Here is a 20,308-nt window from a genome sequence, read left to right on the forward strand (position 1 = left end):
AATATGAAATGATGATGATTCGTGAGGTGGCAAAGATTGAAATTACAAGTAATAAACAGTCCATTTAATGAAGAGCAGGTGAAGTTATTAAACGAGCTTCTCCCTAAATTAACAATTGAACAAAAATTTTGGCTAAACGGTTACTTAAGTGCTCCCCAAGCAACTCTTGATGCAATTGCTGAACAGGCACCACCAGCAGCCCAACCGATTACAAAAACAATAGCAATTTTATATGGTTCCCAAACAGGCAATAGTCAAGGATTAGCTGAGAAGTATGCAGCAGCTTTAAAAGAACAGCAGGTAGATGTAACTGTCTCATCATTAGGGAAATTTAAAGCTAGTAATTTAAAAAAGATCACCAATCTATTACTTATTGTGAGTACACATGGAGAGGGAGATCCCCCAGATCAAGCAATACAATTCTATGAATTTTTGCATAGCAAACGGGCGCCTAAACTGGAACACCTACAGTATTCGGTCCTTGCTTTAGGGGATAGCTCCTATGAATTTTTCTGTAAGACAGGTAAGGACTTCGATGAGCGATTTGCGCAATTAGGTGCAACAAGAATTGTTCCTCGTATAGATTGCGATGTAGATTATGATGACGCAGCTGCACAGTGGTTCTCTGCGGTTCAACAGGAATTTCTTCAGCACACAACTTCAGCAACGTCTACTTCAGCACATAACGAAGGGGCGCAAGTACTTGAAGAATCTACATATTCAAGAAAAAATCCATTTTACGCTGAAGTACTTGAAAATATAAATTTAAATGGTCGTGGCTCCAATAAAGAGACACGTCATCTTGAATTATCGATTGAGGGAGCTAATTTTCATTTTGAACCTGGCGATAGCATTGGCATTCTGCCAGAGAACGATGAACAATTAGTCAATGCATTGCTGACAGCACTTCAATTTGATTCGGAGACAGAAGTGACTGTTTTTGATGAAACAATAACAATAAAAGATGCACTACAGAAAAAATTAGAAATTACGGTGTTATCTAAGCCGTTACTCGAAAAAATTGCTGCTCATACAGAGCATAAAGAATTTTCTAAGCTATTTGAAGAACCAAAAGCATGGAAGGATTATGCAAAAGGAAGAGACTTGCTCGACCTAGTAGAGGAATTTACACCATTTACTTGGAATGCTCAGCAGTTTGTAGAGTTACTGCGTAAAATTCCAGCTCGACTTTATTCTATTGCTAGTAGCCAAAAGGCCAATAGCGAAGAGGTTCATTTAACGATTGGCAAGGTAAGCTATGAAACAGCAGGTAGACAACGCCTTGGTGTTTGCTCTGGAAGTGTGGCAGAACGAATACAAATAGGTGATACATTACCAATCTATGTTCATAAAAATCCGAATTTCAGATTGCCAGAGAATAATGAAACGCCAATTATTATGATTGGTGCAGGCACAGGTGTTGCACCATATCGAGCTTTTCTAGAGGAGCGAGAAGAGTTAGGGATTGAGGGGAAAGCATGGCTCATCTTTGGTGATCAGCATTTTGTTACGGATTTCCTCTATCAAACGGATTGGCAACGTTGGCTAGCTACTGGCACATTAAGTCACATGCATGTAGCCTTTTCACGTGATACAGACAAAAAAATCTATGTTCAACATAAATTGCAAGAAAATGCCGCAAGTTTTTTTGAGTGGCTGGAGCAGGGGGCTGTCATTTATGTATGTGGTGACGAAAAATCAATGGCATCTGATGTGGATGCAACCATTCATCAAATCATTGAGCAGCGAGGACAGAAAACACCAGAGGAAGCAAAAGCCTATGTGAATGAATTAAAACAGCAAAAACGCTACCAACGTGACGTTTATTAATGCAGTTCAACACAAATTTCTAAAAATCCTTCCCTGATTAATGAGTTGATCTCTTTGTTAGCAAGTAAACCCTCAGGTATGCCCAATACGCTGAGGTGTAATGGATTAAAGGAGCGATAAAGAATGACTGAAAAAATAGTGTTACCTCCACAGCCTGGGAAACCAAGCGATGTAGAGCGTATTAAAACCGAAAGCAATTACCTACGTGGAACACTGGAACGTACCATGAACAATCCATTAAGCTCTGGTATTCCAGAGGACGATAATCGCCTTATGAAATTTCATGGCAGTTACTTACAGGATGATCGAGATCTTCGGAATGAACGTCAGAAACAAAAGCTGGAACCTGCCTATCAATTTATGGTACGTGTACGAACACCGGGTGGAGCAGCCACCCCAGCACAATGGCTTGTGATGGATGAAATGGCTAGAAAGTATGGCAATGGCTCTTTAAAATTAACAACACGTCAAGCATTTCAAGTACATGGCATTTTAAAATGGAATGTTAAAAAATATATGAAGGAAATCAATGAGGTGTTATTGGATTCTCTTGCGGCATGTGGAGATGTGAACCGTAATGTGATGTGTAATGTCAATCCAAACCAATCTGCATTACATGAAGAGGTTTATAATTGGTCTGCGAAACTAAGTGAGCATTTACTGCCGCGAACACGCGCTTATCATGAATTATGGTTAGATGGAGAAAAGGTAGTAGATAGTCAGGATGTAGAAATTGAACCAATTTACGGAGCTCAATATTTGCCCCGTAAATTTAAAATTGGTATTGCAATTCCACCAAGTAATGATGTAGATGTTTTTTCACAAGATATCGGACTGATTGCCATCGTTGAAGACAATCAGCTTGTTGGTTTTAATGTAGCGGTTGGTGGAGGCATGGGCATGACACATGGTGATCATGAAACCTATCCACAGCTTGCTCGTGAAATTGGCTTTATAACGCCAGATAAATTACTAGAAACAGCAGAAAAAATAATCACGATACAGCGTGATTATGGGAATCGCTCTGTCCGTAAAAATGCACGATTTAAATACACAATTGATGCGAGAGGACTTGAATGGTTCCAAGAAGAATTAACGCGTCGTCTAGGCTGGGAAATTCAGCAGGCTCGTCCTTATACTTTTGAGCGTACAGGTGATGAATTTGGCTGGGTAAAAGGGGCAGATGGTCATTGGCATTATACGTTATTTATTCAAAATGGCCGTATAAAAGACTTTGAGGATTATCAGTTGTTAACTGGCTTACGTGAAATAGCTAAGGTGCACACGGGTGATTTTCGTTTAACACCGAACCAAAATTTAATGATTAGCAATGTAACCCCCCAGAAAAAGAAACAAATAAATACGCTTATTGAACAATACAAGCTAACAGATGGTGCGCATTATTCTGCCTTACGCCGCAATTCTATTGCCTGTGTCTCATTACCGACATGTGGCTTAGCCATGGCAGAAGCAGAACGCTATTTACCTTCTCTTATAACAAAAATTGATGCCATTATTGATGAGGCTGGCTTAAATGAAACAGAAATTGTTATTCGCATGTCTGGTTGTCCAAATGGCTGTTCACGTGCAGCAATGGGTGAAATCGGCTTTATTGGCAAAGGGCCAGGTAAATACAATATGTACCTTGGTGCAAGTTTTACAGGCAATCGCTTAAATAAAATCTATCGTGAAAATATTGGTGAAGAGGAAATTTTAGCAGAGCTACGCCCAATTCTTCTGCATTTTTCAAAGGAACGTTTAGAGGGCGAGCATTTTGGAGACTTTGTCATTCGTGCAGGGTATGTCACAGCTGTTTATGATGGAAGAGAATTTCATTAAAAATAAAACCATGTAGCAAATTTTTCTTTGCTACATGGTTTTTTTATATAGAATAATCTTCAGGAATAAACACCTTTAATTGTTTCGGCTTTACAAATACCTGATCGCCCACCTTCAGTTGAAGAAGATGAAATTGTTCTTTTGATAACTCCGCTTCTAAAAATTCATCAAGATCCTCACGACGTAGCTCAATTTGGACAATAGGGCCTAGCAAATGAATGTGGCTGATTTTAACAGGAACCGTACCTGGAATACTTGTTTTCTCAATCTGAATATCATGTGGACGTACATAGCCTATCGCATTGTCCTCTGAATGTGTTAGGGCATCAGGTACATCAAGTACAACTTCGCCCTGCATGAGCTTACCATTATATAAGCGACCTTTAAATAAATTGACATTGCCCAAGAAGTCATAGACAAATGGACTTTTGGGATTTGTATAGACCTCGTCTGGACTACCAATTTGCTCGATTTTGCCATTGTTCATGACCACAATGCGATCTGCAACATCGAGAGCTTCCTCCTGGTCATGTGTCACAAAAATACTTGTAATATGAAATTCATCATGTAACTTTCGAAGCCAACGACGTAACTCCTTGCGTACTTTTGCATCGAGAGCTCCAAATGGTTCATCTAGTAACAGTACCTTTGGCTCTACGGCAAGCGCTCTTGCCAGAGCAACACGTTGTCGTTGCCCACCCGAAAGCTGTGTTGGATACCGATCTGAGAAATTTTCAAGCTTCACAAGTTGTAATAATTCCATCACTTTATTTTTGATTTGTTGTCTTGAAGGTCTGTTTTTTCGAGGACGTACCTTCAAGCCATAAGCTACATTGTCAAAGACCGTCATATGGCGAAAAAGCGCATAATGTTGAAAGACAAAGCCCACATTACGTTCCTTTGGATGGCGATCTGTGATGGATTGACCATCAAATAAAATATTGCCAACATCCGTTGTTTCAAGCCCAGCAATCACACGTAATAATGAGGTTTTTCCTGATCCAGAAGGGCCAAGCAGTGCAACTAGTTCCCCAGACTGAATATGTACGGATATATCCTCTAGTGCCTGAAAGGACCCATATTTTTTGGATACGTTTTGAATTTGTATACTCATTCAGACCATCTCCTTTTAACTAGATCTTGATTTCCAAGCAATAATGTCCTTCACAATTAATGTAAAGATGGCCATTACGCTCATTAAGGAAGCAACTGCAAAAGCTGCTGCAAATTGATATTCATTATAGAGAATTTCAATATGAAGTGGCATCGTATTTGTCATGCCACGAATATGACCAGATACAACAGACACAGCCCCGAATTCTCCGATGGCTCGTGCATTACATAAAATCAAACCATAGAATAGTCCCCATTTAATATTGGGTAATGTGACATACCAAAAGGTTTTAAAGCCACTTGCCCCCAATGAAATGGACGCTTCTTCCTCAGATGTACCTTGGGTTTGCATCAGCGGTATTAATTCACGTGCAACAAAGGGCAATGTGACGAAAATTGTGGCAAGGACAATGCCTGGTAGTGCAAACACAATTTTAATATCATGTGCAAACAACCAATCACCAAATAGTCCCTGTGAGCCAAACAATAAAATAAACACTAAACCTGCGATAACAGGTGAAACTGCAAAAGGTAAATCTACCATAGTAAGTAATAGATTTTTCCCCTTAAAATTAAACTTTGTGAGTGCCCAGGCAGCCATTACGCCAAAGATTGCATTGAGGGGTACAGTAATGGCTACGACGATTAAAGTAAGCTTAATAGCAGCTAATGCATCTGGATGTGTAATCGCAGCAAAGTAAACGTCGGCTCCTTTTTGAAAGGCTGTAATAAAAATAGATACTAAAGGTAGTACGATAAAGAAAGCTAAAAAAGCTAAGGCAATAAATATTAACGTATAGCGAATAATACGAGGTTCCTGTAAGGCAGCAGACTGAGTAGCTGCTTTACTTTTTTCTGTACTAGCCTGCTGAATAAAAGTTGATTGTTCCATATAGTACCTCCTAATGTACAAACCGACGATTGGCTAGCCATTGTATCAAGTTAATGGTGAACAACAAAATAAAGGATGTCACAAGCATGACAACAGCTATGGCAGTTGCCCCTGCATAATCATATTGCTCAAGCTTTGTCATAATAATTAACGGCGTAATTTCCGTTTTCATCGGCATATTTCCTGCAATAAAAACAACCGAGCCATATTCACCTAAAGCGCGCGCAAAGGCCAAGGAAAAGCCAGTTAAAATAGCTGGTACTAGCTCTGGTAAGATGACTTTACGGAAGGTTTGTAAACGATTGGCTCCAAGGCTTGCCGAAGCTTCCTCAACCTCAGCACTGATATTTTGTAAGACGGGCTGGACCGTTCGTACAACAAAGGGTAGCCCGATAAAGGTTAAAGCAATAATGATGCCAAGAGGTGTAAAAGCAATTTTAAAATCAAAAAATTGACCAATCCAACCATTTGGCGCATAAAGAGATGTTAAAGCAATTCCAGCAACAGCAGTAGGTAATGCAAAAGGTAAGTCTACAAGCCCATCAATGATTCGTTTAAAGGGGTATTGATAGCGAACGAGAACCCATGCTATAGTCGTACCGAAAAAAACATTTAGTAAGCCTGCAATCAGTGCAGTGCTAAAGCTTACTTTGTAGGAAGCAACAGCACGGGGATCTGTAATGATATCGATAAATGCTGACCAGCTTAAGGACATGGTATGAATGAAAATCATTGAAAGTGGTAGTAACACTAGTAAACTTACGTAAAGCATTGTATAACCAAGAGATAAATGAAAGCCTGGAATAATTCGACGCGATTTTTTAGGAATGATTAAACTGCTCATCAAAACGCTCCTTATTGTGGTACGTATATTTCATCAAAGGTACCACCGTCTTTAAAATGGTTTGCTTGTGCTTGTGACCAACCACCAAAATCATCAATGGAAACAAGTTCAAGCTGAGGGAATTGATCTTTATATTTTGCTAGAATCGTTTCACTACGTGGGCGATAATAATTTTTCGCCGCAATTTCTTGCCCTGTATCACTATATAAATGCTGTAAGTAAGCTTCAGCGACTTCACGTGTCCCTTTTTTATCTACGATTTTGTCTACAACTGCAACTGGTGGCTCTGCTAAAATACTTAATGAAGGCGTGATGATTTCAAATTCATCCTTACCTAATTCATTGAGAGAGAGATATGCTTCATTTTCCCACGCAATTAAGACATCTCCAATTTTACGTTCTACGAATGTTGTTGTAGCTCCACGAGCGCCAGAATCAAGTACTTCTACATTGCTGTAAAGTGATGTCATAAATTCTTTTATTTTTGTCTCATCATTGTTATATAACTTTCCGGCATAAGCCCAAGCAGCTAAGTAGTTCCAACGTGCACCTCCAGATGTTTTGGGATTAGGTGTAATGACAGATACATCATCTTGAATCAAATCATCCCAATCTTGTATGTTTTTTGGATTGCCCTGGCGAACTAAAAAAACAATTGTAGATGTATAGGGCGTCGAATTATGATCAAATTCGGTTTGCCAATCTTTATTCAGCAGCTCACGTGTTTGAGCAATTTCATCAATATCGTAAGCCAGTGCGAGTGTCACAACGTCGGCTTCAAGACCATCTATAACTGCACGTCCCTGTTTGCCAGATCCACCATGTGATTGATTGATTGTGACTTCTTGGCCAGTATCATCCTTCCATTTTTTTATAAAATCTTTGTTGAACTCATCGTAAAGCTCCCGTGTTGGATCATAGGATACATTTAGTAGCTCTACAGACTTCTTGTCTTCCTGGCTGCTTGCTTTTTCATCTGAGTTAGCACTTCCACAGCCAGTTAAACTAAGTGTTAGAATAGTTAAAAATGCTAATGATTGGAGAACATAGCTCTTTTTTCTCATAGTTAATCCGCCCCTTTTCTGTCTTAAGAATGCAAAAAGCCATCACCCACAATGACATGACAACATTGGGTAGATGGCCTTCAGATCCTCTGATCAGCGTTTTTTTATTTAGGTCAAAGCTTTAGTAATACATTAAACATATATTTCCTATTAGTCAACAAGGAATTATGAAAAAGATTATTTATTTTGAAAATTAATGGAAGTGTCCCTAGATACCATTCATCATATGCGGCAAGGAACAAAAAAAATGGGTGTAAGGAAAAGATATTAAAAAAACCTAGTTGACTGCTTGGTGTACTTTAGTATATATTTGGTAATAAGTAGAATGATTGTGATACGAGGTAGCAACTACTAGTGAACAATCATTAAATATAGAGCTGGCTAGTCAAACTAGAGGCGTTTTAACAAAGACCTGTTTTTCCTATGTCTTTTGTTAGAACGCCTTTTTTGCTATGAGGGGGATTCGATGTTAACTTACGAAAATTGGCAAGAACCGATCATTGATTTTCAGGTTGATGATTTGTATAAGGCTGCACTAGAGGTTTTACAGTGGAGCTATCAAGAATATGGAGATGAAATCGTCTATGCATGTAGCTTTGGTATTGAGGGCATTGTCTTAATTGATCTCATTTCAAAGGTAAAGCCTAACGCTACGATTGTTTTTTTGGATACAGATGTACACTTTAAAGAAACATATGAAACCATTAATAAAGTCAAAGAAAAATATCCACAACTCAACATTGTCATGAAAAAGCCAGCCCTTACACTAGAGCAACAAGCTACACAACATGGTGACGAGCTATGGAAGTCCAACCCAAATAAGTGCTGTGATATTCGTAAGATAAAACCTTTACACGAAGCCTTATCAGGTAAAAAGGCTTGGATATCAGGCTTACGTCGTGAGCAATCACCAACACGTCAACAAACAAACTTTCTAAATCGTGACGATAAATTTAAATCGATTAAAGTTTGTCCATTGATTCATTGGACTTGGAAGGATGTCTGGCGCTATGTTTCAAAGCACAGTTTGCCATATAATCCGTTACACGATCAAGGCTATCCAAGCATCGGCTGTGAGCATTGTACGAAACCAGCATTTACAATGGAGGATTTACGTTCAGGTAGATGGCAAGGTTCTGGTAAAACTGAGTGCGGGTTACATGAATAAAGGAGTTCTGCCATGCTTGAATATTTTGCAATAGCTATTAGCTTATTTTTTGCGATGAACATAGGGGCAAGCGGAGCAGCAGCCTCAATGGGTGTTGCTTATGGGGCAGGTGCCATCAAAAAAGCGTGGCAAGCATTGCTTTTATGCGCGATAGGCGTATACAGTGGAGCTGTATTAGGCGGAGGAGAGGTAGTCAAAACGATAAGCTCAGGCATTATGCCCCAGGAATATATTACGGTAAAGGTTGTCATCATTATCTTGATTTCTGCGACAAGCTCGTTATTTTTCGCCAATCTTTTAGGCATTCCCTTATCAACGAGTGAAGTAACAGTGGGTGCTGTCGTGGGTGTAGGAATTGCCTATAAAGTTTTATTCGTCAATTCGCTGCTTGTCATTATATCATTTTGGGTGATTGTACCGCTTGTTGCCTTTGTCATTGCTCTTGTATGTGGAAAGTTATTATATAAGTTACAAAACAGAGGGCTGCTGAAAGATCGGCCAATTTTAACTGTTCTTCTCATATTAGCAGGATTTTTTGAAGCATTTTCAGCGGGTATGAATAATGTTGCCAATGCAGTTGGACCGTTGGTGGGAGCAGGAATGATGGATGTGACAACAGGCATTGTGCTTGGCGGTGCATTTGTCGCAATAGGTGCTATGCTACTTGGTAAACGAGTGCTTGAAACAAACGGTAAAAAAATAGTGCGCTTTCAAAAGGTTGAGGGCATTCTCATTTCAAGTACAGGTGCATTGCTTGTTGGCGTAAGCTCAATTTTTGGGCTTCCAGTACCCTTAACACAAGTCACTTCTTCATCCATCATTGGGATGGGGATGGCGAAAAACGGAAAGCAAATCTTCCATAAGCATATTGTGAAAAAAATTATACGTATTTGGGTTGTATCACCCATCTTTTCATTAGTCATTTCTTATTTTTTAGTGCAGTTATTTTTAGAAAAAGACTTTTATGCCATTATTTTAAATGGCAGCATTATTGTTGGGACGCTAGGGGTTATTAGTCTGATGCGTACGATGCGTGAAGAAGAGCAGTCTATCTATGATGCAGGGGAAGGCATTTAAATTGAATCATGCCATCACTAGCTCTTGACTATAAAACTTAGTATTTAACTAGAATTAGGAGGAGATTTTAATGAGTCTACAACCACATGGTGGGCTACTTGTGCAAGCATTTAATCCAGAAAAAGAAATCACATCTATTCATAAGGAAATTGAGTTGGATGCGATTTCGTTGAGTGATTTAGAGCTAATTGCTATAGGGGGTTATAGCCCAATTGAAGGTTTTTTAACACAAATAGATTATGAGTCAGTCGTGGCACAAAGTCGTTTAGCATCAGGTGTAGTATGGAGTATTCCGATTACATTACCTGTTTCAAAAGAGAAAGCGTCCATTTTACAGCCTGGTGACGAGGTAAAGCTGGTTTATGGTGATGAAGTATATGGCGTTATTGAAGTAGCAGATATTTATGAGCCGAATAAACGAAAAGAGGCTTTACTTGTCTATGGAACAGAGGATTTAGCACATGCGGGCGTTCAAAAGCTTTTTGATCGTCCTGCCATTTATGTTGGAGGAAAAATTACGTTAATTAAACGTCTTACACAAAAGTTCCCTGCTTATTCATTTGACCCAATAGAAACACGACAATTATTTGCTGACAAGGGATGGAAAACCATTGTTGGCTTCCAAACACGTAATCCAGTCCATAGGGCGCATGAATATATTCAAAAGGCAGCACTTGAAACGATTGATGGGTTATTTCTAAATCCACTTGTTGGTGAAACAAAGTCAGATGATGTATCAGCTGCTATACGTATGGAGAGCTATGAGGTTTTATTAAAAAACTATTATCCTGAAAGTCGTGTACAATTAGGTATTTTTCCAGCCGCTATGCGGTATGCAGGACCAAAGGAAGCTATTTTCCATGCACTTGTTAGAAAAAATTATGGCTGTACTCATTTTATTGTTGGTCGTGATCATGCAGGTGTTGGTGATTATTATGGCACATATGATGCACAAAAGATTTTTGAACAGTTTACTGAAGATGAATTAGGAATTGTCCCACTAAAATTTGAGCATAGCTTTTATTGTCAGCAATGTGAAGGCATGGCTACGACAAAGACATGTCCACATGATAGCTCTGCCCATGTCATTCTATCAGGAACGAAGGTACGTGAGATGCTACGAAATGGAGAAGTACCACCAAGTACATTCAGTCGTAAAGAAGTCGTAGACATTTTAATTAAAGGCATGAGTAAGGAGGTAGTGAAATGAGTTCAAACATTGTTTGGCATGAAGCCTCCATTACAAAAGAGGAACGCCGTTCAAAAAATAAACATCAAAGCTTTATTTTATGGTTTACGGGTTTATCTGCTTCAGGGAAATCATCAGTGGCCAATGCTTTTGCCCGTCGATTATTTGAAAGGAGCAATCAAGCCTTCGTATTAGATGGTGATAATGTGCGTCATGGCTTAAATAGTGACTTAGGATTCGATGAAGCAGGGCGCAAAGAAAATATTCGTCGAATAGGTGAAGTCTCAAAGCTATTTATAGAGAGCGGTCAAATTGTACTAACAGCTTTTATTTCACCTTATCGAGAAGATCGTCAGGTAGTTCGTGAACTTGTAGAGGATGGTGAATTTTTAGAGGTCTATGTAAAGTGTTCAGTAGAAACATGTGAAAAAAGAGATCCTAAAGGTTTGTATAAAAAAGCAAGGAATGCTGAAATTGCTAATTTTACAGGGATTAGCGCTCCATATGAAGAACCAATTAACCCAGAAGTTATTTTGGATACAGAACAGCATTCTATAGAAGAATGTGTGGAGCAACTGACAAATATTTTAACTGCCAAGGGATATATTTAACTAAAAAAATCTGCTCGATTTTGTAATCGGGCAGATTTTTATATTTATTTTACACCTTGTTCCTTTTTCATTCTGTCAATTTCAGGACCTAGTTCATCACGTACAGTACCTTTCCATGGCTTAACACCAGCAATATAGGAAGAACGCGTCATAATGTGTCCGCCAACAGGACCAGTGATAAAGAGGAAGAGTATCCCCAGTAAAATACGAGGGTTGAAATGATCTTCAATCAGCCAAAAGTGAAAGAATACACCGATCAGTACACACATGACGCCAAGTGTTGCACTTTTTGAAGCGGCATGGGCACGTGTATACAAATCAGGTAAACGGACAAGTCCGATAGCTGTCACGACAATAAAGAGTACTCCAACAGTAATGAAAAAGATAACTAAACTATTAGCGAGAATTGTCACGTTTGATGATATCTCCTTTCTCTATGAATTTAGAGAAGGCCATCGTACCGATAAACGATAAAATTGCTAGCAATAAAATGATTTCAAGAAAGAAGCTTGTTTCCACTAAAATCGAAAATAGTCCGATTAGGGAAATGAGTGAAACCCCAAGTGAATCCAAAGCTACAACTCGATCGGATGCGGAAGGACCTTTTACCATTCGATAAATGACCGCTATCATCGATAAGCAAATCACTACGATTACAGCAATAATAAATGTTGTCATGATTTACTCACCTCCAAAATCGCTTTCTCAAATGAATCTCGAATGGAAGCAATGGCTTCATCTGCATCATTAATATCAATTGCATGTACATACAATGTTTTCGCATCGTCTGATACATGCACTACGACTGTTCCTGGTGTTAGAGTAATAAGGCTTGATAATAAAGTGATTTCCCAGTCTTGTGTTAGAACAGTTGGATAAGCAAAAAAGGCAGGTTGCATGTCCAACTTTGGCTTTAATACTACTTTCAATACTTGAACATTTGCTAAAATTAACTCTTTTAAGAACAACAAAGTTAATTTTAGAATGGCCCATAATCGATAGACATAAAGACGCGACTTGAAAAACCTCCGCATGAGAAAGAGTAAGATTATTCCCATAATGAATCCTATGATAAAACCAGTTGCTGTGTAATTAGAGGAAAGGAACATCCAGACAAAGGCAAGTACAAAATTTAAAATCATTTGAAATGCCATAGTGCTAATCCTCCTTCATCACAGCATCTATATAGATAGATGGATCATTTAATAGTTTTGCAGCATCATCCATAAATGGCGTAATCCATTCAGAACCCACACCATATGCGACAGTAATAAGTACTAGCAACGCAGTAGGCATAAATAGCATTTTATAGGTAGATTTGTCGACGGTACCTTGTGTTTCTTTTTCCTCACCCCAAAAGGCATAGAGGAAAATACGAATCACGGATAGTAAAACAAGCAGTGAAGATGCTAAAATGAAAATACTGCTCCACATACTTCCAGCCTCAAAGCCTCCCTGAACAATTAACAGCTTTCCAACAAACCCACTAAGTGGTGGAATTCCAGCTAAGCCAAAAGCTGCTATTAAATAACACCAACCCAGTGCAGGGTATTTTTTCATAAGCCCACCCATTTTACGCAAGTCAGATGTACCAGTAATATAGATGATAATGCCGATTAACATAAAGAGTGCTGCCTTAATCAGCATATCGTGTATTAAATAAAACATAGCTCCTTTTAAAGAAGCCTCATTCATTTGAGAGACACCAAATAAAATGACACCTACTGCAATGACAATGTTATAGATAATAATGAGCTTTACATCGAAATAAGCGAGTGCTCCAATACAACCAGCCACAATTGTTGCAATAGCTAATGCCATTAGTAAATCATGTGTATAGGATAAATCATGTACAAAAAATAGTGTATAGGTACGTGTAATGGCATATACCCCAACCTTTGTGAGCAGAGCGCCAAATAGAGTTAAGACAGGGATCGGGGCTGCTGCATACGAAGTAGGAAGCCAAAAGTATAATGGGAAAATAGCTGCTTTTAGTCCAAATACCATTAAAAATAGTACGGCAATAACAGTAATAATTCCTGGTTGATTAATTTCAGCAATTTTTACCGCAATATCAGCCATATTTAATGTCCCTACTACAGAATATAAATAGGCAACGGTTATAACAAATAAGGCCGAAGAAATAACATTAATTAAAATATATTTAATAGACCCTTTCAGTTGCCCCTTCTCACCACCTAAAACGATAAGCAAATAGGAAGCCATTAACAATACTTCAAAGAACACAAATAAGTTAAAAATATCGCCTGTTGTAAAGGCACCATTGACCCCAGTTAAAATAAACATAATACCAGGGTAATAAAAGAAGCGTTCGCGTTCCTTAGTAATAGAACCGAAGCCATACCAAACAACAAATAGCGCAATAAGCAATGTCGTTGTAACGAGCAATGCAGACACCATATCAGATACCATTGTAATACCGTAAGGAACAGGCCAATTTCCAAATGTGACCTTTTGAATACCATCTTCCTTCACTTTTAAAAGCAGTGAAAGGGCAGAGAGGAGGGCTAGTCCAATCCCAAGTAATGAAAATGATCGCTGATAAGTTAGATTTTTTTGTCCAAACATTAAAATCATACCGAAGAAAAACGGGATGATTATGGGTAATAGTAGGAAGTTATTCATCCTCATCACTTCCTCTCATTAAGCTAATATCATCCGTATTAAGCTCTTGATAGGAACGGTAGGCAAGTACAAGGAAGAATGCTGTCACCCCAAAGCTTATAACAATCGCAGTTAAAATAAGTGCTTGGGGTAAAGGATCAGCAAATGTTTTGGCTCCTTCGTTTAAGACAGGTGGAGCTTCACCACCAAGACCACCCATTGTTAAGATGAGTAGATGAGCACCATGACTTAACAGACCTGTTCCAATAATAATGCGCAATAAACTTTTTGATAAGATTAAATAGACCGCTGCCATAAAGAGAAAGCCGATCACAAATGCCATAATTATTTCCATTATTCATCCTCTCCAATCGTTTGAATAATGGTCATCGTAACGCCGACAACAACCAAATAGACACCGCTATCAAAAAGCATAGCCGTGTGTAATGACTGTTTGCCTAGAAGCGGTAAATCGAAATAATCAAAGAAATGTGTGAAAAACGGTTTGCCCACAAACATTGGGTATGCCGCAGTAGCAAGGGCTAATAGTAAGCCAATGGCTGTTAAATATGTGTAATTAATCGGTAGAATATGGCGGACTGTGTTGATATCATAGGCTAACACTAAAAGAACAAGTGCACTTGATGTTAACAGACCACCAACAAAGCCTCCACCAGGCGTATAGTGACCAGCTAAAAAAATATGAATGGAGAAGAAGAAAATAATGAAAAATACAATTTTAGCTGTAAATTGTATTATCACATCATTTGTTTTCATGAGTGTTCTCCTTTCTATTCATACGTAACTTAATCATAGCTAAGATGCCCATGCCAGCTATGCCGAGTACTGTAATTTCAAACAATGTATCGAAACCACGATAGTCTACTAAAATTACGTTTACAATATTTCCGCCACCAGCTAATGAATAGACGGTTTCCTCGTAGTACTTAGCAATAGAGGGAATTAGTTTTTGGGAATGAGCTGATAACGCAACAAGTGTTACCATCACACCAACTGCAATGGAAACAATGGCACGATTTAACTGGAACCTCATTCGCTCCTCGCGTTTACCAAGCTTAGGTAGATGGTAAAATGCTAATAAAAATAGTGCTACTGAAATCGTTTCTATAACGAGCTGTGTCAACGCTAAATCAGGTGCGTTAAAAATGACAAAGAATAAGGCTACTGTATAGCCAACAGTACCAAGCCCAATAATGGCCGTTAATCGTGATTTTGCCAAAATGGTGATGCCAGTACCAATTAATAAGACAATGATCAAGATAATTTCGTATAGATTAATTGGTGAGGCTCCTTGGAATGAAATATTAAATGCATCTTTCACAAATAGAGAGCCGATAACAATAATAGTTATTCCGCTAAACATATAGAGTAAATAGTGACGCATAGAACCTGTCATATAGCGTCTAGATAAACGATTTAAGCCAACATCTAATCCCTGCATGATTTTGTCATAGGCATTGTTTAATGTTAACGCTTGTGGGAATCGTTGATACATCCCTTGCCATTTTGGTAAGGCAACAAATAACAATACGCCAACTATTATAATTCCAATAGTCATCAGTAGCTCAGGAGTGATCTTACCATGCCAAGCAGATACATGAATATCAACAGCTTGAGGCGAATCATACAAAAATGGCTGTATCGCTTGAACGGCTGGTTTTACAAAGGTATTACCTATAAAGTTTGGAATAAAGAAGATTGTCACAACTAAAGCCGCTAAAAGCATAGGAGAAATTAGCATACCAATCGGCGCCTCATGTGGTTTATGAGGTAACTGCTCCGGTTTGTAATTTCCATTAAATGTTCGGAAAACAAAATAGAAGCTATAGATAAATGTAAAAATACTAGCAATCCACGCAACAATAGGGAAAAGTGCTCCCCATGTTTCAAAGCCGAAAAATTCAAACTTTTGAAGTGCAAGCATGGCTGTTAAAAACATTTCTTTACTTAAGAAGCCATTAAATGGTGGAAGACCAGCCATTGATAAACTTCCTATTGCAGCCACAGTAAAACTAATTGGCATAATACTCATTAAACCACCGAGTTTACGAATATCTCGAGTTCCTGTTTCATGATCAACAATACCCGCAATCATGAAGAGACTGCCTTTAAATGTTGCATGATTAATAAGGTGGAAAATGGCAGCAAATGCAGCAAACTTAATGGTATCGACTGAGCCATTTGCATGAAAAGCAACAGCACTTGCCCCAAGTAGTGACATAATAAGCCCAAGCTGACTGACTGTAGAGAATGCTAGAATACCTTTTAAATCAGTTTGCTTGACAGCAAAGAAGGAACCCCAGAATAAAGTTAAGATACCGACACCTGTTACAAGCCAGACCCAAAGCTCAGAGGCTGCAAATATCGGCGTAAATCGTGCAACTAAATAGATACCTGCTTTAACCATTGTAGCTGAGTGAAGGTATGCACTTACTGGTGTTGGCGCCTCCATGGCATCTGGTAACCAAATGTAGAATGGGAATTGCGCGGATTTTGTAAATGCTCCCAAGAGTAATAGGACAAGTGACCAAGTAAATAAAGGCTGATCTACTAAATTTGGTGCCATGACAATCAATTCTCGAATGGAATAGGTTCCTCCCATTAAATAAAGAAGAACGAAGCCACCTAGCATCATTAAGCCGCCGCCAACTGTAATCATCATAGACTTTAATGCACCGAAGCGTGAGGCATCTCGATTATACCAATAGCCGATGAGTAAAAATGATGATATGGATGTTAGCTCCCAGAAGAAATAGAGTGTAATTAAATGATCTGATTGTACTACTCCCAGCATGGCTGACATAAATAACAGTAAGTAAACATAAAAGTTATGTAATTTTTCTTTATGTTTATCTAAGTAAAAAATGGAGTAAAGCACTACTAACGAGCCAATTCCAGTAATGAGTAATGAGAATAATAAGCTAAGTCCATCTAAATATGAGCTGATGGAAATATTAAGCGATGGAATCCAAGGTAGCTCTGCAGTAAATACCTCACCTTTAGCAACTTGAGCAATATATGTTGCATAAATAACAGCAAGCGTAACAGGTACAGCAAGAACAAACCAACCTGTGTGAATATTATTCATGCGTTTATATAATAATGGCACTAATATTGCAACAAGCATTGGAATAAAAATATAAAGTACTTGTAACAAAAAAACCCTCCTTTATGCAGGTAAGTAAATCAATTATAACGTACTTTAATTGAGAATGCATATGTACTATAGGGATTTAGCTTGCGGTCATTGGAGAATTTTCGTTATATTATAAATAGGAAGTTATCAATAAAAATAGAGGAAAAAAATTTTTTATGAAGAACCCATATATCTATGGTTATCTACCATTAATTACAATTTTATTGTTTAGTTTGACATTTGGGATGTATGCTGTTGGTAAATCTTTGCAGATTTTTCAAGCCATCGGTGTGTATTCAGGAATGCGAGAGTTTTTATCAGATTTTGAATTACGTGTATTTCTTCTTATCGTCTTTGCCATTGTTTTTTTTATGTTATTTTCTGCTCTTAAACTTGTAGGCGAAACTATTCATGAAGTAGGAATGCTGTTCTTTTCAAAGGACAACGAAGGAGCCACAGTTAGTCAGGCTCGAGGTGGCTATATTATTTTATTTGTAGGTGCTATGTGTTCTGCATTTGCCATCCAATTTATTTATGTTTTAATAGGTATTTTTGTCATAACGATATTTACCTACTTTATTTATCTGATTTATAAAATGAGCCATTTTATATCAATGGGTGGCACAATCGGACTATTAATCTTTGAGCTTTTTATGTGGACGATTCTTTTAACATTAATTGTTTATGTCGTATTAAAGCTATATAATGGCATTTTGGCAAGTTTGCCATTTGCAAATTAAGACATACTATTAAAATAGTGATGTTAATAGCAGAAAAAGCGAGTTTGCAAGGCGAGGGGTTGATTTCCGTTACGCCAGCTAAGTCCCCTAGGAGTGACGCTGGCTCCACCCCAATTAGTAATGTGTAAAAGTGTCTTTTCTTTATTTTCATACTAGCTGTAGTAAACAAAATAACTCATTATCTGTATGATTAGAGAGGGATAACCTTTCCCAAAAATTTTATTGATCGTTTTGTTTTTTAACACTATGAAAAGGTAATAGTCTCAGTGACTACTACCTTTTATTTGTTTTACTATTCAAGCAACACATTAAATAATTGATGATGAATTTTGTACTCTTCTAATTGCTGCATCGATTGAGGTTTATCATACCCTAGCCATACAGCAGCAGTATATTCATTATTGAGTCCAGCAAGCCAGTAGTCACGATAGTCATTCGTTGTCCCTGTTTTTGCACCAACGTAGCTGCTGTTACTATAGACACCTTGACCCGTACCGTTTGCTACAACATCCGCAAGGAGTTCACGCATGTATTTTACTGTTTTAGGAGACCAAATTTGTTCACGCTGTGAATCCCAACTATAAAGCTCTGTTCCATCTATTGCTGTGACTTTGCGAATACTATGAGCAAGTACATAAGAGCCATCAATAAAACTAGTATAAGCATCTGCTAGTTCTAATGCTGTTACACCATAAGTTAGTCCTCCTAATGATGCGGCATAATTATAATCTTTCTCTACAATCGAGCGGAAGTGAAAGCGATTAAGGTAATGAAAGGCTGTCTCGACGCCAACGGTTTGAAAGAGACGAAGTGCTGATGTATTATAGCTATGTCGAAAAGCAGTACGAATTGACACATCACCATACGTATAGCCCCCATAGTTTTGTGGACAAAACGAGCCCACACAATAACGCCCACCATTGACAATCGAATCAGGTGTATGAGATGTTGTTTCGAAGAATGGTGCATAGACTGCCAGAGGCTTAAAAGCTGAGCCTGGCTGACGTGTTCCTTGGAATGCACGATGGAAATCAAATTTTTCATAGTTTTTTCCTGCATACAGACTGACTATTTCTCTTGATTGGTTTTCAATGGCTGCACCTGCTGCTTGCAATGGGTTAGTACCTAAAATAGCTGACATTTTTTCCTCATCATGCTGCTGTTTAGTAGGATCAAGTGCTGTGTGAATGATGAGTCCATTTTGAAATAAAGTATTGAGTCGATTGTCTAATTGTGCTTTAATTTTTTTCTTTTCTTCCTCATTATCTGTAGAGCTTAGTCTATCCGCATAACCTTCTTTTTCTGCAATAAGCCATTTTAGCTCTTGAAGAACATAAGTGCTATACATTGGATAACTTTGAATTTTATCTTTCACATTTAATGTAATAGGATCAGCTTTATAGTCTTTTGCCTCTTCCTCTGTAATAGCCCCATTTGCTGCAAGGGTATCTAACAAACGCTCTTGCCTTGCTTTAGTTTGATCATAATTCTTTAAAGGATTATAAAGGGAAGGGTTATTTGGGATAGCAGCAATGAAGGCTATTTCAGCTATGGATAATTCTTGGAGTGGCTTTTGAAAATAATAGGTGGCTGCTCCGCCAATGCCATAGACTTGATTACTGAAATAGGACTCATTTAGGTACATCGTTAAAATGGCTTCTTTATCAAATTCTTTTTCTAATTCATATGCATAAAAAAGCTCTGTTAATTTTCGTTCATATGTTTTTTCTTCAGATAAATAACGCATTCGAACAAGTTGCTGTGTGATTGTACTACCACCTTGAGAGGTTGTGTTGCTATTTGAATTGGCTACAACTGCACGAATAATCGCACTTAAATCAAAGCCAATATGCGTATAAAAATCAGCATCCTCACTGGTAATGAATATTTCCTGGGCAATTTGTGGAATTTCCTGTAAACTTAGTGGCTGCCGCCATTCGACATATTCCTCACTAAATGTTTGCCCATTTCGATCAATAAGGGTAACAGGTAGCTGGGCCACTACCTCAGGTAAATGTATAGCATTAGTCATTTGTTCCTCATGTGCTTGTGCAATATTGATTTCTGTTTTAATGTTTGTGCTAATCCACCATAAAGCAGGAAGGGATAGTACTATAATAAAAAAACCAAAAGCCTTTTTCATGTGTGCCTCCACTCTT

19 protein-coding genes are annotated in these 20,308 nt (G+C 38.2%); 7 read left to right on the forward strand and 12 right to left on the reverse strand.

Features of this window, described 5'->3' with window-relative positions:
* The first annotated feature begins 36 nt into the window (after positions 1-36).
* Together HCH28_RS13195 and cysI are read left to right on the forward strand one after the other, a co-directional pair.
* Positions 37-1,830 carry an assimilatory sulfite reductase (NADPH) flavoprotein subunit gene (locus HCH28_RS13195; RefSeq protein ID WP_221681287.1) on the forward strand — a complete coding sequence of 598 codons (1,794 nt, stop codon included), beginning with the start codon at positions 37-39 and terminating at the stop codon, positions 1,828-1,830.
* Between the two features lie 123 nt (positions 1,831-1,953).
* The gene (gene cysI, locus HCH28_RS13200; RefSeq protein ID WP_221681288.1) at positions 1,954-3,669 is read left to right on the forward strand and encodes an assimilatory sulfite reductase (NADPH) hemoprotein subunit; all 1,716 of its coding nucleotides are present in this window, start codon (positions 1,954-1,956) and stop codon (positions 3,667-3,669) included.
* A gap of 43 nt (positions 3,670-3,712) precedes the next feature.
* Here cysI and HCH28_RS13205 read toward each other — a convergent pair whose 3' ends face one another.
* Genes HCH28_RS13205 through HCH28_RS13220 form a run of 4 tightly spaced genes read right to left on the reverse strand, consistent with a single transcriptional unit; the run spans position 3,713 to position 7,582 of the window.
* Positions 3,713-4,783 (reverse strand): sulfate/molybdate ABC transporter ATP-binding protein, encoded by a 1,071-nt coding sequence (locus HCH28_RS13205; RefSeq protein ID WP_221681289.1) that lies wholly within the window; start codon positions 4,781-4,783, stop codon positions 3,713-3,715.
* Between the two features lie 15 nt (positions 4,784-4,798).
* Positions 4,799-5,674 carry a sulfate ABC transporter permease subunit CysW gene (gene cysW / locus HCH28_RS13210; RefSeq protein WP_221681290.1) on the reverse strand — a complete coding sequence of 292 codons (876 nt, stop codon included), beginning with the start codon at positions 5,672-5,674 and terminating at the stop codon, positions 4,799-4,801.
* Positions 5,675-5,684: 10 nt separating this feature from the next.
* Positions 5,685-6,518, reverse strand: a complete 834-nt coding sequence (gene cysT / locus HCH28_RS13215; protein ID WP_221681291.1) for a sulfate ABC transporter permease subunit CysT — start codon at positions 6,516-6,518, stop codon at positions 5,685-5,687.
* Between the two features lie 11 nt (positions 6,519-6,529).
* A complete protein-coding gene (locus HCH28_RS13220) occupies positions 6,530-7,582 on the reverse strand; it encodes a sulfate ABC transporter substrate-binding protein (RefSeq protein WP_221681292.1) in 1,053 nt (350 codons plus the stop codon).
* A gap of 466 nt (positions 7,583-8,048) precedes the next feature.
* On the opposite strand from HCH28_RS13220, the gene HCH28_RS13225 reads away from it, so the two are divergent.
* The 4 genes from HCH28_RS13225 to cysC all read left to right on the forward strand — a co-directional run bounded on the left by HCH28_RS13225 (position 8,049) and on the right by cysC (position 11,627).
* The gene (locus HCH28_RS13225) at positions 8,049-8,750 is read left to right on the forward strand and encodes a phosphoadenylyl-sulfate reductase (RefSeq protein WP_004228361.1); all 702 of its coding nucleotides are present in this window, start codon (positions 8,049-8,051) and stop codon (positions 8,748-8,750) included.
* Between the two features lie 12 nt (positions 8,751-8,762).
* Positions 8,763-9,827, forward strand: a complete 1,065-nt coding sequence (locus HCH28_RS13230; protein WP_221681293.1) for a sulfate permease — start codon at positions 8,763-8,765, stop codon at positions 9,825-9,827.
* A 70-nt stretch (positions 9,828-9,897) separates the two neighbouring features.
* Positions 9,898-11,037 carry a sulfate adenylyltransferase gene (gene sat / locus HCH28_RS13235; protein WP_221681294.1) on the forward strand — a complete coding sequence of 380 codons (1,140 nt, stop codon included), beginning with the start codon at positions 9,898-9,900 and terminating at the stop codon, positions 11,035-11,037.
* On the forward strand, positions 11,034-11,627 hold the full coding sequence (cysC, locus tag HCH28_RS13240; RefSeq protein WP_004228371.1) for an adenylyl-sulfate kinase: 594 nt from the start codon (positions 11,034-11,036) through the stop codon (positions 11,625-11,627). Before sat ends, cysC begins: the two co-directional genes overlap by 4 nt.
* Before the next feature lie 44 nt (positions 11,628-11,671).
* On the opposite strand, the gene mnhG is transcribed toward cysC, so the two are convergent.
* Genes mnhG through HCH28_RS13275 form a run of 7 tightly spaced genes read right to left on the reverse strand, consistent with a single transcriptional unit; the run spans position 11,672 to position 17,430 of the window.
* Positions 11,672-12,040, reverse strand: coding sequence for a monovalent cation/H(+) antiporter subunit G (mnhG, locus tag HCH28_RS13245; protein ID WP_004228373.1), 369 nt, complete (start codon positions 12,038-12,040; stop codon positions 11,672-11,674).
* Positions 12,024-12,305 (reverse strand): Na(+)/H(+) antiporter subunit F1, encoded by a 282-nt coding sequence (locus tag HCH28_RS13250; protein ID WP_004228375.1) that lies wholly within the window; start codon positions 12,303-12,305, stop codon positions 12,024-12,026. The genes mnhG and HCH28_RS13250 overlap by 17 nt, the downstream gene beginning before the upstream one ends.
* On the reverse strand, positions 12,302-12,781 hold the full coding sequence (locus HCH28_RS13255) for a Na+/H+ antiporter subunit E (RefSeq protein ID WP_004228376.1): 480 nt from the start codon (positions 12,779-12,781) through the stop codon (positions 12,302-12,304). Before HCH28_RS13255 ends, HCH28_RS13250 begins: the two co-directional genes overlap by 4 nt.
* A gap of 4 nt (positions 12,782-12,785) precedes the next feature.
* Complete coding sequence (locus HCH28_RS13260) at positions 12,786-14,273, reverse strand: Na+/H+ antiporter subunit D (protein WP_274770028.1); 1,488 nt, start codon at positions 14,271-14,273, stop codon at positions 12,786-12,788.
* On the reverse strand, positions 14,266-14,607 hold the full coding sequence (locus tag HCH28_RS13265) for a Na(+)/H(+) antiporter subunit C (RefSeq protein ID WP_004228379.1): 342 nt from the start codon (positions 14,605-14,607) through the stop codon (positions 14,266-14,268). The genes HCH28_RS13260 and HCH28_RS13265 overlap by 8 nt, the downstream gene beginning before the upstream one ends.
* The gene (locus HCH28_RS13270; protein ID WP_004228380.1) at positions 14,607-15,029 is read right to left on the reverse strand and encodes a Na(+)/H(+) antiporter subunit B; all 423 of its coding nucleotides are present in this window, start codon (positions 15,027-15,029) and stop codon (positions 14,607-14,609) included. Before HCH28_RS13270 ends, HCH28_RS13265 begins: the two co-directional genes overlap by 1 nt.
* The gene (locus HCH28_RS13275; RefSeq protein ID WP_221681296.1) at positions 15,016-17,430 is read right to left on the reverse strand and encodes a Na+/H+ antiporter subunit A; all 2,415 of its coding nucleotides are present in this window, start codon (positions 17,428-17,430) and stop codon (positions 15,016-15,018) included. Before HCH28_RS13275 ends, HCH28_RS13270 begins: the two co-directional genes overlap by 14 nt.
* 155 nt (positions 17,431-17,585) lie before the next feature.
* Here HCH28_RS13275 and HCH28_RS13280 point away from each other — a divergent pair, with 155 nt between their 5' ends.
* Entirely contained in the window at positions 17,586-18,149 is a 564-nt protein-coding gene (locus HCH28_RS13280) for a DUF5366 family protein (RefSeq protein ID WP_004228386.1), read from the forward strand.
* A gap of 292 nt (positions 18,150-18,441) precedes the next feature.
* Here HCH28_RS13280 and HCH28_RS13285 read toward each other — a convergent pair whose 3' ends face one another.
* Entirely contained in the window at positions 18,442-20,292 is a 1,851-nt protein-coding gene (locus HCH28_RS13285) for a transglycosylase domain-containing protein (protein ID WP_221681297.1), read from the reverse strand.
* Between the last annotated feature and the right edge of the window lie 16 nt (positions 20,293-20,308).

Source organism: Lysinibacillus sp. K60 (assembly GCF_019731275.1).
GTDB lineage: Bacteria > Bacillota > Bacilli > Bacillales_A > Planococcaceae > Lysinibacillus > Lysinibacillus capsici.

What these genes read in the sequence shown, in the direction of transcription:
- cysI (WP_221681288.1), top strand. Translation starts at nt 1,954, where the DNA reads ATGACTGAAAAAATAGTGTTACCTCCACAGCCTGGGAAACCAAGCGAT.
- HCH28_RS13205 (WP_221681289.1), bottom strand. Translation starts at nt 4,783, where the DNA reads ATGAGTATACAAATTCAAAACGTATCCAAAAAATATGGGTCCTTTCAG.
- cysW (WP_221681290.1), bottom strand. Translation starts at nt 5,674, where the DNA reads ATGGAACAATCAACTTTTATTCAGCAGGCTAGTACAGAAAAAAGTAAA.
- cysT (WP_221681291.1), bottom strand. Translation starts at nt 6,518, where the DNA reads ATGAGCAGTTTAATCATTCCTAAAAAATCGCGTCGAATTATTCCAGGC.
- HCH28_RS13220 (WP_221681292.1), bottom strand. Translation starts at nt 7,582, where the DNA reads ATGAGAAAAAAGAGCTATGTTCTCCAATCATTAGCATTTTTAACTATT.
- HCH28_RS13225 (WP_004228361.1), top strand. Translation starts at nt 8,049, where the DNA reads ATGTTAACTTACGAAAATTGGCAAGAACCGATCATTGATTTTCAGGTT.
- HCH28_RS13230 (WP_221681293.1), top strand. Translation starts at nt 8,763, where the DNA reads ATGCTTGAATATTTTGCAATAGCTATTAGCTTATTTTTTGCGATGAAC.
- sat (WP_221681294.1), top strand. Translation starts at nt 9,898, where the DNA reads ATGAGTCTACAACCACATGGTGGGCTACTTGTGCAAGCATTTAATCCA.
- cysC (WP_004228371.1), top strand. Translation starts at nt 11,034, where the DNA reads ATGAGTTCAAACATTGTTTGGCATGAAGCCTCCATTACAAAAGAGGAA.
- HCH28_RS13250 (WP_004228375.1), bottom strand. Translation starts at nt 12,305, where the DNA reads ATGACAACATTTATTATTGCTGTAATCGTAGTGATTTGCTTATCGATG.
- HCH28_RS13255 (WP_004228376.1), bottom strand. Translation starts at nt 12,781, where the DNA reads ATGGCATTTCAAATGATTTTAAATTTTGTACTTGCCTTTGTCTGGATG.
- HCH28_RS13260 (WP_274770028.1), bottom strand. Translation starts at nt 14,273, where the DNA reads ATGAATAACTTCCTACTATTACCCATAATCATCCCGTTTTTCTTCGGT.
- HCH28_RS13265 (WP_004228379.1), bottom strand. Translation starts at nt 14,607, where the DNA reads ATGGAAATAATTATGGCATTTGTGATCGGCTTTCTCTTTATGGCAGCG.
- HCH28_RS13270 (WP_004228380.1), bottom strand. Translation starts at nt 15,029, where the DNA reads ATGAAAACAAATGATGTGATAATACAATTTACAGCTAAAATTGTATTT.
- HCH28_RS13280 (WP_004228386.1), top strand. Translation starts at nt 17,586, where the DNA reads ATGAAGAACCCATATATCTATGGTTATCTACCATTAATTACAATTTTA.
- HCH28_RS13285 (WP_221681297.1), bottom strand. Translation starts at nt 20,292, where the DNA reads ATGAAAAAGGCTTTTGGTTTTTTTATTATAGTACTATCCCTTCCTGCT.